The sequence below is a fragment of the Micromonospora sediminicola genome, from assembly GCF_900089585.1.
GTDB lineage: Bacteria > Actinomycetota > Actinomycetes > Mycobacteriales > Micromonosporaceae > Micromonospora > Micromonospora sediminicola.
Genome location: NZ_FLRH01000003.1, coordinates 1,305,405 through 1,320,289, shown reverse-complemented (window position 1 = coordinate 1,320,289; position 14,885 = coordinate 1,305,405). Strand labels below are relative to the sequence as shown.

Sequence of the window (14,885 nt, the reverse complement as noted above, 5' to 3'; positions counted from 1 at the left end):
GCCGCCGGGCGGGTCAGGCGACCAGGCCGGCCCGGAACCCGGCCGCCACGGCGTGCGCCCGGTCCCGGGCGCCCAGCTTGCGGAACAGTCGCCGGGCGTGCGTCTTCACGGTGTCCTCGGAGACGAACAACTCCCGCCCGATCTCCGCGTTGCTCTTGCCCTCCGCCATGCCCAGCAGCACCTGAAGCTCACGTTCGGTGAGCCCGACCGCGCTGCGCGGCGTCCGCGCCGGCCGCTGGGCGCCACCCGCCGGGGGCGCCTCGGCCCCGTCCGCAGCCGGGTCGTTCGGGTCCTCGCCGCGCTGCACCGGCACCACGGTGGGCAGGCCGGCGGCGTCCGTCGCGGTCGCCGGCCAGCCGGGCCCGCCCGGGGTACGCCCCGATGCCGCCCGGGTCGACCCGCCGACCGCCGCCGCGTCCCGAGCCGGGTCGGCCACCCGGTGCCGGTTGGTCCGCCCGGGGGCGGAGAGCAGCAGCAGCGCCTTCGCCACCGCGCTGGTCAGGTCGTGGTCGGCGTTCTGGATCAGACCGCGCGCACCGGCGCTGATCGTGGCCGCCGCCGACTCCGACTCCTCCGGGCCGAGCAGCAGCACCGCGGCCTGCGGCGCGCGGGCGAGCACCCGACGCACGAAACCGGGGCTGTCCGGCCGGGTGAGGGCGGTGTCGGCCAGCACCACGTCTACCGGACGCTCGGCGAGCCGCAACATCACCTCGGGATCGGAGACGGCCGTCCGGACGACGCCGGACAGCCCGAGCCGCGCCGCCGCGGAGGTCAGATGCTGGGCCGCCAATGGTGTCCGAACGCACACGAGAACGCTACGCACTGTGGTCTCCTCTCCGACTCAGAGCAGACCACGTGGGGGTCGGCCGGGGAGGGGGTTCCGGGCAATCATTCGAACTTTTCCGACATCTGGGGCATATGCCGCCGACTGTCCGAGGTTTTCGATCACAGATGTGTGAGGCGGGGACAGCTCGGGTACCGAGTCGTTCATCCGGAACCGGCATCCCGCGCGGACCGCCGCCCGGTAGCTGGCCACGAACATTCTCCGCGGTGCCGCGCGGGAGGAGGGGTGCTGATGTCGAACGTACGTAGGCTGCCTGGACCCATCGTCGACCTCTGGGACTGGCAGCGGCTCGGCGCCTGCCGTGGCCGCGACAGCGCCCAGTTCTTCCACCCCGACGGCGAGCGCGGCTCCTCCCGACTGCGCCGGGAGACCGGCGCCAAGTCCGTGTGCCGCGCCTGCCCGGTGCGCGCCGAGTGCGCCGCCCACGCCCTCGCGGTCCGCGAGCCCTACGGCGTCTGGGGCGGCTTCAGCGAGTCCGAGCGGCTGCGGCTGCTCGCCCTCGGCTGGGAGGACCTGGCCGACCGCCGGCAGAGCCGGGTGGACATCGCCCGGCTGGAGGCGCGCCTCGGCCGGCCGCACAAGACCGCCGTGCCGGACCAGCGCAAGGTTGCCTGACCAGTCGCCTGACCAAAAGCACGTCCCGACGCCGCGCTCCGGACCATGGAGCGCGGCGTCGTCTCGTGTCCACACCGCCGACCCCTCCGCCGGCGTTGCCGGCTTTCCGAGACGTCTCCCGCCGCTCGCCGGACCAGGCGACTCCCTCTCGCGACGCCTTTGGAGCTGATATCAGAAACGACTCAGACCGGACCACCCGAACCCGAGGCAGCCGTCGCAACCGACCCAGACCGAACCACCCAACACCCGAGGCCACCCGTCGCAACCGACCCAGACCGACCGGACGGACCGAGCCCTCCGGTGTCCGTCGGGAGGAGAGCCGGCAGCCGGGCCGAAGCGGTCGGCTTACTCACCTGGCCGGGTACCGGAGCTGGCGGCCGAGGGCCTGCCGCCGGGCGGAGGTTGAGTCGTTGGCGATATCAGCTCGAAAGGCGCTTCGCCGCAGGCACTGCCGCACGCCGCCCGCGCCGCATGCCACCGACGCGCCCGCACCTGCCCGATCGTCGCGGTGCAGAGCCTTGATCAGGCACGCCCAGGCACGCCCAGACGCGGTCAGGACGCGGTCGGACGCGGCCAGGCGCAGGCAGGCGCGGCCAAGCGACGGTCAGGCGGCCAAGCGACGGTCAGGCGGCCAGGCGACGGTCAGGCGACGGTGACCGTGACGGTGTGCCAGCCGGTGGCGCCGTCGGGGGCCACCGGGCTGCGCCGCTCCGGCTGCGTCTCGCCGGCCGCGTCGGTGGCGCGTACCTGGAGGGTGTGCTCCCCCGGCGTGGCGTCCCACCGCCACGACCACTGCACCCAGGTGTCCGTCGACACCGCCGGGGCCAGCGTCGCCTCCCGCCACGGGCCGTCGTCCACGCGTACCTCGACGCGACGGACGCCGCGGTGCTGCGCCCACGCCACCCCGGCGACCGTCACCGGGCCGGCGGCCGGGCGGCTGCGGGCACGCGGGGTGTCGATCCGGGACTGGGTCTTGACCGGGCCCTGGGCGGACCAGCCGCGCGGCACCCAGTACGCGTCGAAGTCGGCGAAGCTGGTCAGCTCCAGCTCGGTGACCCACTTGCACGCCGAGACGTACCCGTAGAGGCCGGGCACCACCATCCGCACCGGGAAGCCGTGCTGGACCGGCAGCGGCTCGCCGTTCATCCCCACCGCCAGCAGCGCGTCCCGCCCGTCGCGCAGCACCGAGGTGGGGGTGCCACAGGTCCAGCCGTCCACCGCGCGCCCGACCACCTGGTCCGCGCCCTCCTCCGGGTCGGCCTCATCGAGCAGCTCCTTGATCGGTACGCCGAGCCAGCGGGCGTTGCCGATCAGGTCACCGCCGACCTCGTTGGAGACGCAGGCCAGGGTCACGTACCGCTCGACCATCGGGCGGGCGAGCAGGTCGTCGAAGCTCAGCTCGATCGGGTTGCGGACCCGGCCGTGGATGCGCAGCCGCCAGGTCACCGGGTCCACCTGCGGCACCACCAGCGCGGTGTCGATCCGGTAGAACTCGCGGTTCGGCGTGACGTAGGGGGCGAGCCGGGGCAGCGACAGGTCCGCGCCGGTCGGTACCGGCGGCGCGGGCGTCGCCGGCGCGGGCAGCGTCACCGCCTCCCGGGCCGCCGAGACGCCACGCCGGCCGGCCAGCCAGTGCCCGCCGAGCCCGGCCACCGCCGCCGCGCCGGTCAACAGGCCGACGCCCCGCAGGAACCGGCGTCGCGACTCCGGAACGTCGTGCCGGGCCGGCTCCCAGCCGCCCGGGGTCTCCTCCTCGCGCGCGAACGCGGCAGCCGCCGGGGGCGGCGGGGGCGTGGAACGGGGCGCCCCGGCCTGCTCGCCGTCGGCCAGGTCGACCTCGTGGCGGTCCGGCCCCTGTCCGGCGCGCGCCCGGTCGACCCCGGCGCGGTCCGGACCCTGCCCGGGGCGCTTCCGGTCGGCCCCTGCGGGGTCCGGGCTCAACGGGCCGGCGACGAACGCCCAGAGCGTCAGCCCGCCGAGGCCGGCGCCGACCAGGGACGGCAGCGCGTCGAACGCGTCCGCGCCGGGTCGGGTCAGCGCGGCGGCGACGCCGAGCACGGCGAACGCGGCGATGCCGGCCAGGCCGACCACCAGTCGCCGGGCCGCCGCCAAACCGAGCAGCGCCGCGAAGCCGGCCAGCAGCAGCGCCGTCCCGACCAGCAGGGCGATCTTGTCGTACGTGCCGAAGACGGCGATGGCGAACTGCTTGAGCGGCTCGGGCACCAGGTCGACGACGACACCGCCGACGGCGATCAGCGGGGCGGACCGGGGGCCGGTCAGGACAGCCACCGGCTCGGCGGTGCCGAGCGCCACCACGGCGGCGACGACACCGGCCAGCGCCGCGTGGCGGCGGGAGATCATGCGCACGCCGTCCAGTCTGGTCGACCGGGCGGGCCGGCTGCCAATCTCGTCAGCGTTCCGTAAGCACGTCGGGGCACACCGCCGGCTCGGCGGTGTGCCCCGACGTCGGGCCGTACTCGTCGGGTCAGAAGCCCGGGCCGTGCTGGTGGCCGTGGCCGTGCGAGTGGCCGTGCCCACCGGCGGCGGCCGGCTCCGGCTCGGCCGGCTTCTCCACGACCAGGCTCTCGGTGGTGAGCAGCAGGCCGGCGATCGACGCGGCGTTGGAGACCGCGTTGCGGGTCACCTTCACCGGGTCGAGGATGCCGGACTTGGCCAGGTCGACGTACTCGCCGGTGGCGGCGTCGAGGCCGGTGCCCCACTCCTGGGCGACGACCTTCTGCACCACCACGTAGCCGTCGTGGCCGGCGTTCTGCGCGATCCAGCGCAGCGGCTCGACCAGCGCCTTGCGCACGATCGAGACGCCGACCTTCTCCTCGCCGGTGAAGCCCAGGTCGTCGTCGAGCACCGGCAGGATCTGGGCCAGCGCGGCGCCGCCGCCCGGGACCGTACCCTCCTCGACCGCGGCCTTGGTCGCGGCGATGGCGTCCTCGATGCGGTGCTTGCGCTCCTTCATCTCGACCTCGGTGGCCGCGCCGACCTTGATCACCGCGATGCCGCCGGAGAGCTTCGCCAGCCGCTCGGCCAGCTTCTCCCGGTCCCACTCGGAGTCCGAGGCCTCGATCTCCTTGCGGATCTGGGCGACCCGGTCGGCGACCTCGGAGGACTGCCCGCCACCGTCGACGACGGTGGTGTTCTCCTTGTCGACCACGACGCGACGGGCGGTGCCGAGCACCTCCAGGCCGACCTGGTCGAGCTTGTAGCCCAGCTCCGGGGCGACCAGCTCGGCGCCGGTCAGGACCGCCATGTCCTGGAGCATCGCCTTGCGGCGGTCGCCGAAGCCGGGGGCCTTGACCGCGCAGACCTTGATGGTCTTGCGGATGGCGTTGACCACCAGCGTGGACAGGGCCTGGCCCTCGACGTCCTCGGCGACGATGAGCAGCGGCTTGTTGTTCTGGAGGACCTTCTCCAGCAGCGGCAGCAGCTCCTCGATGGCCGAGATCTTCTGCGTGGTGATCAGGATGTACGGGTCCTCCAGGACCGACTCCTGCCCCTCCACGTCGGTGACGAAGTTCGGCGAGATGAAGCCCTTGTCGAACTGGAGACCCTCGGTCACCTCCAGCTCGGTGGTGAGCGCCGAGCCCTCCTCGACGGTGATGACACCGTCGCGGCCGACCCGCTCCATCGCCTCGGCGATCAGCTCGCCGATGGTGGAGTCCTGCGCGGAGACGGTCGCGACATGCGCGATCGACTCCTTGCTGGCGACCTCGACGGCCTTGCCGAGCAGCGCCTCGGAGACCTTGGCGGCCGCCGCGTCGATGCCCCGCTTCAGGCCGGTCGGGTTGGTGCCGGCGGCCACGTTGCGCAGGCCCTCGCGGACCATGGCCTGGGCCAGCACGGTGGCGGTGGTGGTCCCGTCGCCGGCGACGTCGTTGGTCTTGGTCGCCACCTCCTTGACCAGCTGCGCGCCGAGGTTCTCGTACGGGTTGGTGAGCTCGATCTCCTTGGCGATGGTCACGCCGTCGTTGGTGATCGTGGGCGCACCGAACTTCTTGTCCAGGACGACGTTGCGACCGCGCGGGCCGAGGGTGACCTTGACCGCGTCCGCGAGGGCGTTGACACCGTGCTCGAGCAGGTGCCGGGCGTCGTCCGAGAAGCTGAGGATCTTCGCCATCAGTATCCCTTCGAAGCGACGTTGCCCCGGCCCGGCGAGCCGGACCGGGGCAACGACACTGATCGGTTGCTTACTTCTCGATGACCGCGAGGACGTCGCGGGCGGAGAGCACCAGGTACTCCTCGCCGGCGTACTTGACCTCGGTGCCGCCGTACTTCGAGTAGAGGACGGTGTCGCCGACCTTCACGTCGACCGGCACGCGGTTGCCCTTGTCGTCGATCCGGCCCGGGCCGACAGCGAGGACGGTGCCCTCCTGCGGCTTCTCCTTGGCGGTGTCGGGGATCACGATGCCCGAGGCGGTGGTGGTCTCGGCCTCGTTCGCCTGGACCACGATGCGGTCCTCGAGCGGCTTGATCGCAACCTTGGTCGCGGTAGTCACGGGCATACCCTCCCGGGTACTTGGTGTCGTTACCGGTCGGCATGCCGACCAGCGTCAATCTGCCACATGCCACCGGGCGGGGCCGTCGTCGCGGGTGCCGGTCCGCCTGGCGCTCAACCCCCGGGCACGGGGCCCGGGCGTTGGCACCCTCAGGGTGAGAGTGCTAATCGCAGGTTATTCCTCGGCTAGCACTCCGTCAAGGAGAGTGCCAGCGCGTCGCCCGCCGTGTCGGCCCGGAGGCGGGTCGGGAGAATGGGCGGGTGGACCTCGACCAGCTCGCCGCGCTGCGTACCCCCGAGGGGTCGGCCGCGCTCGCCGCGGCGGCGCGGGTGGCCGGCGGCGACCCGCTGGCGGCGGCCGCCGCGCTGCGCTCGGCCGGGATCCCCGGCGGGCTCGCGGCGGCGGCGTTGACCCAGGCGGAGCTGCGCCGCCGGGCCGCCGGCAAGTTCGGCGCGGTGGCGGCCGGGATGTTCCTCACCCGGCCGGGGCTGGAGCAGGCCACCCGCCGGGCGGTCGCCGACCGGCGGGCCGTGCGGCTGCGCGCCGCGGGCGTGACCACGCTCGCCGACCTGGGCTGCGGGCTGGGCGCCGACGCGCTCGCCGCGGCCCGCGCCGGCATCCGGGTGTACGCGGTGGAGGCCGACCCGGTCACCGCGGCGATGGCCGCCGCGAACGCCGAGGCGGCCGGGCTGGCCGACCTGGTCACGGTGGAGTGCGGCGACGCCACCGCGTTCGACGTGAGCCGGGTCGACGGGGCCTTTTGCGACCCGGCGCGACGGCGGGCCGGCACCGGTCGGCGCATCTTCGACCCGAACGCCTACTCGCCGCCGTGGGACTTCGTCGTCGGGCTGGCCGAGCGGGTGCCGCGCACCGTGGTCAAGGTGGCACCCGGGCTGGACCACGCGCTGATCCCGGCCGGCGCCGAGGCGGAGTGGGTGAGCGTCGACGGGGACCTGGTGGAGGCCGCGCTCTGGTGCGGCGAGCTGGCCGACGTCCCCCGCCGCGCCACAGTGCTGCGGGAGAAGGAAGGGCCCCCGGTCAACGCCTCCGGTAGCGGCGGGGCCCCCTCTTGTCAGCTGACCGGCAGCGGCGCGGTCGACGCGGCGGTGGGCCCGGTCCGGCGGTTCCTGTACGACCCGGACCCGGCAGTGGTGCGCGCGCACCTGGTCGCCGAGCTGGCCGCCGACCTCGACGCCACCCTCGCGGACCCGTCGATCGCCTACCTCTACGCGGACACGGCCCGGCCCACCCCGTACGCGCGCTGCCTGGAGGTCACCGACGTGCTGCCGTTCTCGCTCAAGCGCCTGCGGGCGCTGCTGCGGGAGCGCCGGGTCGGCCGGGTGGAGATCCTCAAGCGCGGTTCGGCGCTGGAGCCGGAGAAACTGCGCCGCGACCTGCGCCTGGCCGGCGGCGCGGCGGCCAGCCTGGTGCTGACCCGGGTCGCCGGCGCGCCGACCGTGCTGATTTGCCGCCCGGTGCCGGCCGCCGCCTGACCGCTGCCTCCGGTTTCGGCTCGCGGCAGGGCGGCGCCCGGGTTAGCTTGACCGCCATGGCGGGACAGGGCACTCCGGCGACCGCGCTGCTGACCAAGCGGAAGATCTCGCACAGCACGCACCCGTACGACGTCTCGCCGGACGCGCCGAACTACGGCGCGCTGGTCGCCGCCGCGCTCGGGGTGCCGCCGGAGCGGGTGTTCAAGTCGCTGGTCACCGAGGTGGACGGCGAGCTGACCGTGGCCGTGGTGCCGGTGACCGGCGAGCTGGACCTGAAGGCGCTCGCCGCGGCGGTGGGCGGCAAGCGGGCCGCACTGGCCGACCGGGCGGTGGCCGAGCGGGCGACCGGCTACGTCCGGGGCGGGATCAGCCCGCTCGGGCAGCGCCGGCGGCTGCCGACGGTGGTCGACGCCTCCGCGTCGACACACCCGACGGTGTACGTCTCGGCCGGCCGCCGGGGCCTGCAGGTGCAGCTCGCGCCGGGTGACCTGGTGGCGCTCACCGGGGCGCGGACCGCCCCGATCGCGGCCGGTTGAACCACCCGTAGCGGGACGGTGGGAGCGTTTCCGCCGTGGGTGTCGGCCGAGTGACAACCGCGTTGCTGAATTGTTACCGCCGCCAACAAACTTCTGACCTCGGCACTCTTGCGGAGCGTGGGAAGCGCGGAATACGTTGCCGGACACAACAAAACATCGACCTCTACTCCCCCACCCCCGAAAGGACCCGTGCACATGCGCAAGGGACTCCTCACCTTCGCGGCCGTCGGTCTCCTCGCGACCGGCAGCATGGCCGCCTGTGGTGACAACGGCGGTTCTTCCGACCAGGCCGGCGGCTCCACCGACAAGAAGCCGAAGATCGGCGTGATCCTGCCGGACAGCAAGTCCTCCGCCCGCTGGGAGGGCGCGGACCGCAAGTTCCTCAAGGAGGCGTTCGACGCCGCCGGCGTGGAGTCGGACATCCAGAACGCGCAGAACGACAAGACCGCGTTCCAGACCATCGCCGACCAGATGATCACCAACGGCGTCAACGTCCTGATGATCGTCAACCTGGACTCCGGCACCGGCAAGGCCGTGCTCGACAAGGCCAAGTCGCAGGGCGTCGCCACCATCGACTACGACCGGCTGACCCTGGGCGGCTCCGCCCAGTACTACGTCAGCTTCGACAACGAGGCCGTCGGCAAGCTCCAGGGCGAGGGCCTGAGCAAGTGCCTGACCGACAAGGCCGTCAAGAACCCGTCGATCGCGTACCTCAACGGCTCGCCGACCGACAACAACGCCACCCTGTTCAAGAACGGGTACGACTCGGTCCTCAAGCCGAAGTTCGACTCGAAGGAGTACACCAAGGTCGCCGACGACTCGGTGCCGGCCTGGGACAACGCGCAGGCCGCCACGATCTTCGAGCAGCAGCTGACCAAGGCCGGCGGCAAGATCGACGGCGTGCTCGCCGCCAACGACGGTCTGGGCAACGCGGCCATCTCGGTGCTCAAGAAGAACAAGCTCAACGGCAAGGTCCCGGTGACCGGTCAGGACGCCACCAAGGAGGGCCTGCAGAACATCCTCGCCGGTGACCAGTGCATGACCGTCTACAAGGCGGTCAAGAAGGAGGCGGACGCCGCCGCCGAGCTGGCCATCGCGCTCGCCAAGGGCGAGAAGAAGGAGACCGGCCAGACCGTCAAGGACCCGGAGGGCAACCGGGACGTGCCGGCCGTGCTGCTGGAGCCGAAGGCCATCTACAAGGACAACGTCAAGGACGTGGTGGCCGACAACTACGTCACCAAGGAAGAGCTCTGCACCGGTGCGTTCGCCAAGCTCTGCACCGACGCCGGCGTGAGCTGACCCAACCCGCTCAGGCGGCGCCGCCCGGCACGGGGAAACCCGGGTCGGGCGGCGCCCACGCCGGACGGGATCCGAGACCTCCCCTCCGCCCAAAGGAGACACCCGTGTCCGCAACCCCCCTGCTGGAGCTACGCGGGATCGACAAGAGCTTCGGTCCCGTCCAGGTGCTGCGTGACGTCGCCTTCACCGCCCACCCCGGCGAGGTGACCGCGCTGGTCGGCGACAACGGCGCCGGCAAGTCGACCCTGGTCAAGTGCATCAGCGGCATCTACCCCACCGACGCCGGCGAGTTCCTCTTCGACGGCCGGCCGGTGAGCATCAGCAGCCCCCGGGACGCCGCCGCGCTCGGGATCGAGGTCGTCTACCAGGACCTGGCCCTCTGCGACAACCTCGACATCGTGCAGAACATGTTCCTCGGCCGGGAGAAGCGCAGCGGCATCGTGCTCGACGAGCCGACCATGGAGCAGATGGCCGCCGAAACCCTGGCCGGCCTCAGCGTCCGCACCGTGAAGTCGCTGCGCCAGCACGTGTCCAGCCTCTCCGGCGGCCAGCGGCAGACCGTCGCCATCGCCAAGGCGGTGCTCTGGAACAGCAAGCTGGTCATCCTGGACGAGCCGACCGCCGCGCTCGGCGTCGCGCAGACCGCCCAGGTGCTGGAGCTGGTCCGCCGGCTGGCCGACAACGGCCTGGCCGTCGTGCTCATCTCGCACAACATGAACGACGTCTTCGCCGTCTCCGACCGGATCGCCGCGCTCTACCTCGGCCAGATGGTCGCCCAGGTGAAGACCACCGACATCACCCACTCGCAGGTGGTCGAGCTGATCACCGCCGGCCGTTCCGGCGGCCTCGGCCTCGCCGGCGAACCGGGCAGCAACGGCACCGGCGCCGCGCCCGCCGACACCACCCCAGGAGCCGTCCGATGACCGCCACCGTCGTGAAGAAGGAAGGCCCCGCCGGCGTCGCCCCGGCGCCGACCGTGGGCAGCCACGTGAACAACTACTGGCGCCGGGTACGTGGCGGCGACATCGGTGCCCTGCCCGCGGTGATCATGCTCCTCGTGCTCGCCGTGGGCTTCTCGATCGCCCGCCCGTCGTTCTTCACCGCCGGCAACCTCGCGAACCTGTTCACCCAGGGCGCCGCGGTCACGTTGATCGCCATGGGTCTGGTGTTCGTGCTGCTGCTCGGCGAGATCGACCTCTCCGCCGGCTTCGCCAGCGGCGTCTGCGCCGCGATCCTGGCCAACGTGGTCACCGTGCTCGGCTACCCCTGGTACGTGGCGGTGCTCGCCGCCGTCGTCACCGGCGTGGTCATCGGCACCGTGCTCGGCCTGCTGGTCGCGAAGGTCGGCATCCCGTCCTTCGTGGTCACCCTCGCCGGCTTCCTCGCCTTCCAGGGCGTCGTGCTGACGCTCATGGACGAGGGTGCCAACATCGCGGTCCGCGACGACACCCTGGTCGCGATCGCCAACCGCAACCTCTCCCCGGCGCTGGGCTGGGCGCTGGCCGCGGTGGCCGTCGCCGGCTACGCGGCCGTGCAGCTGCTGCGGCACCGCAACCGGTCCGCCCGCGGCCTGCTCACCGACCCGATCGCGGTGGTCGCGGCCCGGATCGGCGGACTCGCCGTGATCCTCGGCCTCGCGGTCTACGTGCTCAACCTGGAGCGCAGCCGCAACGTGCTGGTCGTCTCGCTCAAGGGCGTGCCGATCGTGGTGCCGATCATCGCGCTGCTGCTGGTCGTCTGGACGTTCGTGCTCCAGCGCACCAGCTACGGCCGGCACATCTACGCCGTCGGCGGCAATGCCGAGGCGGCCCGCCGGGCCGGCATCAGCGTGGACCGGATCCGCATCTCCGTGTTCGTCATCTGCTCCGGGATGGCCGCCATCGGCGGCATCGTGGCGGCCAGCCGGGCCAACTCGGTCGACCCCAACACCGGTGGCAGTAACGTACTGCTCTACGCCGTCGGCGCGGCGGTGATCGGCGGCACCAGCCTCTTCGGCGGCAAGGGCCGGGTCCTCGACGCCGTGCTCGGTGGCGCGGTGGTCGCGGTGATCGACAACGGTATGGGACTGATGGGGTACAGCTCGGGCGTGAAGTTCGTGGTCACCGGCGTGGTGCTGCTCGCCGCGGCGACCATCGACGCGCTGTCGCGACGGCGCGCCGCCGCCACCGGCGTGCGCTGACCCCGGGTACGGACACACCATGGCAGTGGCAATGCGCGCGGGACCGAGCCAGGACGAGATCCGCCGGCAGAACCTGGGCGCATTGCTCCGCTACGTGCACGTGCACGGGGCCACCACCCGCGCGGAGCTGACCACCGCGCTCGGGCTCAACCGCAGCACCATCGGCGCGCTGACCGCGGACCTGGCCGGCGCCGGTCTGGTCAGCGAGGGGACGCCGAAGGAGACCGGCCGGGCCGGGCGACCGTCACTGGTCGTCCGGCCCGAGTCGGGACGGGTCTACGCGTACGCGTACAGCGTCGAGGTGGACCGGCTGCGGGCCGCACGGGTCGGGCTCGGCGGTGAGGTGCTCGACCGCCGGGAGCTGGACCGGCCGCGCAACCTGGTCGCCGGGGAGGCCGCCCCGCTGCTGGCCGGCGCGGTCAAGGAGATGCACCACTCGGTGCCGCCGGACTCGTTCTGCGTGGGCGCCGGGGTGGCCGTGTGCGGCATGGTGCGCCGCGACGACGGGCTGGTCCGGCTCAGCCCGACCACCGGCTGGGTGGACGAGCCGATCGGTGCGGCGCTCGCCGACGAGCTGGGCATCGACGTGCCGATAACGGTGGGGAACGTGGCCGACGTGGCCGCGTACGCCGAGCACGCCCGGGGCGCGGCGACCGGCTGCGACAACGTCATCTACCTGTACGGCGACGTCGGCGTGGGGGCCGGCATCATCGCCGGCGGCCGACGGTTGACCGGGCACGGCGGCTACGGCGGCGAGGTCGGCCACATGGTGGTGGTCCGCGACGGTGTGCGCTGCGACTGCGGCCGGCGCGGCTGCTGGGAGACCGAGGTCGGCGAGCACGGGCTGCTGCGGGCGGCCGGCCGGTCCGAGGCGCGCGGGCGGGAGGCCCTGCTGGCCGTGTTCGACGCGGCCGACCGGGGCGACGCCCGGGCGCAGAGCGCGGTGCGGCAGGCCGGCGACTGGCTCGGTTTCGGCGTGGCCAACCTGGTCAACATCTTCAACCCGGAGATGGTCATCTTCGGCGGCACCATGCGCGACCTCTACCTGGCCGCCGCGGCCCAGGTCCGCAGCCGGCTCAACTCCAACGGGCTGCCCGCGTGCCTGGAGCACGTGCGCCTGCGTACCCCGAAACTCGGTGACGACGCGGCGCTGATCGGCGCGGCCGAACTGGCCTTCGAACGCCTCCTGGCCGACCCGCTGAACTGATCGGCCCGGCGATCCGTACCAGTGTGCGGACGGCCGGTGGGCTCGGCCGTCCGCGACCCCACGAAGCGGTCCGGACCGAGGAGGCAACCCAACCATGGCATCGCTGGAATCCGCACGTCGCCGGCTGGCGCACCGGGTGACCCTGCTGCTCGTCGCGATCGGCGCGGGGATCGGCGTCCTTCCCGGCGCGGCGCTGGCCGCGCCCAACCCCGGCGTGCAGATGAACGCCGCCGACATGACGCTGCTCAACGGCGTACGGCTGGCCGGGCTCTGGGAGATGCCGGCCGGGACGATGGCCGCGGAGAAGGGCAAGTCCCCCCGGGTCCGGGAGGTCGGCGCGGAGATCGCCCGCCAGCACGGCGTACTGGACCAGCTCGTGGTCGAGGCGGCCAACAAGTTGGGGGCGGTCCTGCCGACGGACCCGACGGCCCAGCAGAAGGGCTGGCTGACCGAGATGCAGAACGCCAACGGCGCGCAGTTCGACCAGATCTTCGTCACCCGGCTCCGGGTCGCCCACGGCAACATCTTCCCGGTGATCGGCGCGGTCCGGGCCAGCACCAAGGATCCGATCGTGCGCAAGCTCGCCGAGGACGCCAACAAGTTCGTCAACGACCACATGACCATGCTGGAGAGCACCGGACTGGTCCGCTGGCAGCAGCTGCCGCCGCCCGCCCTCCCGCCGGCGCAGAGCGACTCGCTGGTCGCGGCCGCCCAGGCGAACGTGGGCAGCGGCGGCGGGCTCCAGGTGGGCACCGGGATCGTGTGGGCGGTCTTCCTGATCGCGCTGGGCACCGGCGGGTACACGACCTGGCGGCTGATGCGCCGCGCCTGAGGGGTGTCGGGCCCCGGTCGTCGACCGGGGCCCCTTCTCGTACCGTCAGCGGTCGACCTGGGTGAAGTCCCAGCTGTGCGGCGGCCGGGCGACCAGGCGCATGGGCGGCTCGGGCAGCTCACGCGGGTTGCTCCGCCACTTGGAGACGACCACCAGCCGGTGGTCGGTGGAGGAGAACACCTCGCTGGAGACGTGCATCGGGTCGTGCTCGAACTCGGGCAGCGCGGTTTCGCACACCCAGGTGATCAGCTCGGCGAAGCCGTACGACTCGGCCTTCGCCTCCCACATCCGGACGATCATGTCGGTCCTCTCCCCGTTCAGACGCTGACCACGGTCAGCGGCATCGCGGAGTCGGCCGGCAGGTCGAGCCGGCTCGGCGCGACGCCCGCGGCGACCAGGTGCGACCCGAGCGCGGCCACCATCGCGCCGTTGTCCGTGCAGAGTTTCGGCCGGGGCGTACGCACCCGGACGCCGTGCTTGTCGGCCCGGTGCTCGGCCATCGCCCGCAGCCGGGAGTTGGCGGCGACCCCACCGCCGATCACCAGCGTGTCGATGCCGCTGCTGCGGCACGCGTCCAGCGCCTTGCCGACCAGCACGTCGCAGACCGCCTCCTGGAAGGACGCCGCCACGTCGGCCACCGGCACCGGCTCGCCGGCCCGCTGCCGCGCCTCCACCCACCGGGCCACCGCTGTCTTCAGCCCGGAGAAGGAGAAGTCGAAGCGGTGACCGACCAGGTCCTTCGCGGCGGTCAGCCCGCGCGGGAAAGCGATCGCCGCCGGGTCTCCGGCCCGCGCCTCGCGGTCGATGTACGGTCCGCCGGGGAACGGCAGCCCGAGCAGCCGGGCCACCTTGTCGAACGCCTCCCCGGCCGCGTCGTCGATGGTCGCGCCGAGTGGGACCACGTCCCGGGCCAGGTCGTCGACGCGCAGCAGCGAGGAGTGCCCGCCGGAGACCAGCAGCGCGATCGCCGGCTCGGGCAGCGGTCCGTGCTCCAGCGTGTCCACGGCCACGTGTGCGGCGAGGTGGTTCACCCCGTACACCGGCTTCTCCGCGGCCACCGCGTACCCCTTGGCGGCGGCGACGCCGACGAGCAGCGCGCCGGCCAGGCCCGGTCCGGAGGTCACCGCGATCGCGTCGATGTCCGCGATGGTGACCCCGGCCTCGCGCAGCGCCCGGTCCATGGTCGGCACGATCGCCTCCAGGTGGGCCCGGCTGGCCACCTCGGGCACCACCCCGCCGAACCGGGCGTGCTCCTCGACGCTGGAGGCCAGCGCGTCGGCGAGCAGCGTGTGCCCGCGCACGATGCCCACGCCGGTCTCGTCGCAGGAGGTCTCGATGCCGAGGATCAGGGGTTCGTCAGCCATGCTCG

Annotated in this window: 14 protein-coding genes; 8 read left to right on the top strand and 6 right to left on the bottom strand. The window is 73.0% G+C overall.

What is annotated here, in order from left to right; genetic code table 11:
- Positions 1-13: 13 nt before the first annotated feature.
- On the bottom strand, positions 14-823 hold the full coding sequence (locus tag GA0070622_RS06860; protein ID WP_091570335.1) for a response regulator transcription factor: 810 nt from the start codon (positions 821-823) through the stop codon (positions 14-16).
- A gap of 252 nt (positions 824-1,075) precedes the next feature.
- Between GA0070622_RS06860 and GA0070622_RS06855 the strand changes: the two genes are divergently transcribed.
- A complete protein-coding gene (locus GA0070622_RS06855; RefSeq protein WP_091576957.1) occupies positions 1,076-1,459 on the top strand; it encodes a WhiB family transcriptional regulator in 384 nt (127 codons plus the stop codon).
- A gap of 642 nt (positions 1,460-2,101) precedes the next feature.
- Here the strand turns inward: GA0070622_RS06855 and GA0070622_RS06850 are convergent.
- From GA0070622_RS06850 to groES, 3 genes are all read right to left on the bottom strand, one after another.
- The gene (locus GA0070622_RS06850; RefSeq protein WP_425412754.1) at positions 2,102-3,826 is read right to left on the bottom strand and encodes a molybdopterin-dependent oxidoreductase; all 1,725 of its coding nucleotides are present in this window, start codon (positions 3,824-3,826) and stop codon (positions 2,102-2,104) included.
- A gap of 118 nt (positions 3,827-3,944) precedes the next feature.
- Positions 3,945-5,591 (bottom strand): chaperonin GroEL, encoded by a 1,647-nt coding sequence (groL, locus tag GA0070622_RS06845; protein ID WP_091570326.1) that lies wholly within the window; start codon positions 5,589-5,591, stop codon positions 3,945-3,947.
- A gap of 70 nt (positions 5,592-5,661) precedes the next feature.
- A complete protein-coding gene (gene groES / locus GA0070622_RS06840; RefSeq protein WP_088998427.1) occupies positions 5,662-5,976 on the bottom strand; it encodes a co-chaperone GroES in 315 nt (104 codons plus the stop codon).
- Between the two features lie 254 nt (positions 5,977-6,230).
- Between groES and GA0070622_RS06835 the strand changes: the two genes are divergently transcribed.
- The 7 genes from GA0070622_RS06835 to GA0070622_RS06805 all read left to right on the top strand — a co-directional run bounded on the left by GA0070622_RS06835 (position 6,231) and on the right by GA0070622_RS06805 (position 13,516).
- Complete coding sequence (locus GA0070622_RS06835; RefSeq protein WP_091570323.1) at positions 6,231-7,463, top strand: THUMP-like domain-containing protein; 1,233 nt, start codon at positions 6,231-6,233, stop codon at positions 7,461-7,463.
- Positions 7,464-7,519: 56 nt separating this feature from the next.
- A complete protein-coding gene (gene ybaK / locus GA0070622_RS06830; RefSeq protein WP_091576954.1) occupies positions 7,520-7,999 on the top strand; it encodes a Cys-tRNA(Pro) deacylase in 480 nt (159 codons plus the stop codon).
- Positions 8,000-8,194: 195 nt separating this feature from the next.
- Positions 8,195-9,298, top strand: a complete 1,104-nt coding sequence (locus GA0070622_RS06825; RefSeq protein WP_091570320.1) for a sugar ABC transporter substrate-binding protein — start codon at positions 8,195-8,197, stop codon at positions 9,296-9,298.
- Between the two features lie 104 nt (positions 9,299-9,402).
- Positions 9,403-10,221, top strand: a complete 819-nt coding sequence (locus GA0070622_RS06820) for an ATP-binding cassette domain-containing protein (RefSeq protein ID WP_091570317.1) — start codon at positions 9,403-9,405, stop codon at positions 10,219-10,221.
- Entirely contained in the window at positions 10,218-11,477 is a 1,260-nt protein-coding gene (locus tag GA0070622_RS06815; RefSeq protein ID WP_091570312.1) for a sugar ABC transporter permease, read from the top strand. Before GA0070622_RS06820 ends, GA0070622_RS06815 begins: the two co-directional genes overlap by 4 nt.
- 31 nt (positions 11,478-11,508) lie before the next feature.
- Entirely contained in the window at positions 11,509-12,684 is a 1,176-nt protein-coding gene (locus tag GA0070622_RS06810; RefSeq protein ID WP_091570309.1) for an ROK family protein, read from the top strand.
- A 94-nt stretch (positions 12,685-12,778) separates the two neighbouring features.
- Positions 12,779-13,516, top strand: coding sequence for a DUF4142 domain-containing protein (locus tag GA0070622_RS06805; protein WP_091570304.1), 738 nt, complete (start codon positions 12,779-12,781; stop codon positions 13,514-13,516).
- Positions 13,517-13,561: 45 nt separating this feature from the next.
- On the opposite strand, the gene GA0070622_RS06800 is transcribed toward GA0070622_RS06805, so the two are convergent.
- Complete coding sequence (locus tag GA0070622_RS06800; protein WP_091570300.1) at positions 13,562-13,816, bottom strand: hypothetical protein; 255 nt, start codon at positions 13,814-13,816, stop codon at positions 13,562-13,564.
- 17 nt (positions 13,817-13,833) lie between these two features.
- On the bottom strand, positions 13,834-14,880 hold the full coding sequence (gene tsaD / locus GA0070622_RS06795) for a tRNA (adenosine(37)-N6)-threonylcarbamoyltransferase complex transferase subunit TsaD (protein ID WP_091570297.1): 1,047 nt from the start codon (positions 14,878-14,880) through the stop codon (positions 13,834-13,836).
- Positions 14,881-14,885: the final 5 nt, after the last annotated feature.

What these genes read in the sequence shown, in the direction of transcription:
- groL (WP_091570326.1), bottom strand. Translation starts at nt 5,591, where the DNA reads ATGGCGAAGATCCTCAGCTTCTCGGACGACGCCCGGCACCTGCTCGAG.
- GA0070622_RS06815 (WP_091570312.1), top strand. Translation starts at nt 10,218, where the DNA reads ATGACCGCCACCGTCGTGAAGAAGGAAGGCCCCGCCGGCGTCGCCCCG.
- GA0070622_RS06810 (WP_091570309.1), top strand. Translation starts at nt 11,509, where the DNA reads ATGCGCGCGGGACCGAGCCAGGACGAGATCCGCCGGCAGAACCTGGGC.
- ybaK (WP_091576954.1), top strand. Translation starts at nt 7,520, where the DNA reads ATGGCGGGACAGGGCACTCCGGCGACCGCGCTGCTGACCAAGCGGAAG.
- groES (WP_088998427.1), bottom strand. Translation starts at nt 5,976, where the DNA reads ATGCCCGTGACTACCGCGACCAAGGTTGCGATCAAGCCGCTCGAGGAC.
- GA0070622_RS06800 (WP_091570300.1), bottom strand. Translation starts at nt 13,816, where the DNA reads ATGATCGTCCGGATGTGGGAGGCGAAGGCCGAGTCGTACGGCTTCGCC.
- GA0070622_RS06855 (WP_091576957.1), top strand. Translation starts at nt 1,076, where the DNA reads ATGTCGAACGTACGTAGGCTGCCTGGACCCATCGTCGACCTCTGGGAC.
- tsaD (WP_091570297.1), bottom strand. Translation starts at nt 14,880, where the DNA reads ATGGCTGACGAACCCCTGATCCTCGGCATCGAGACCTCCTGCGACGAG.
- GA0070622_RS06825 (WP_091570320.1), top strand. Translation starts at nt 8,195, where the DNA reads ATGCGCAAGGGACTCCTCACCTTCGCGGCCGTCGGTCTCCTCGCGACC.
- GA0070622_RS06805 (WP_091570304.1), top strand. Translation starts at nt 12,779, where the DNA reads ATGGCATCGCTGGAATCCGCACGTCGCCGGCTGGCGCACCGGGTGACC.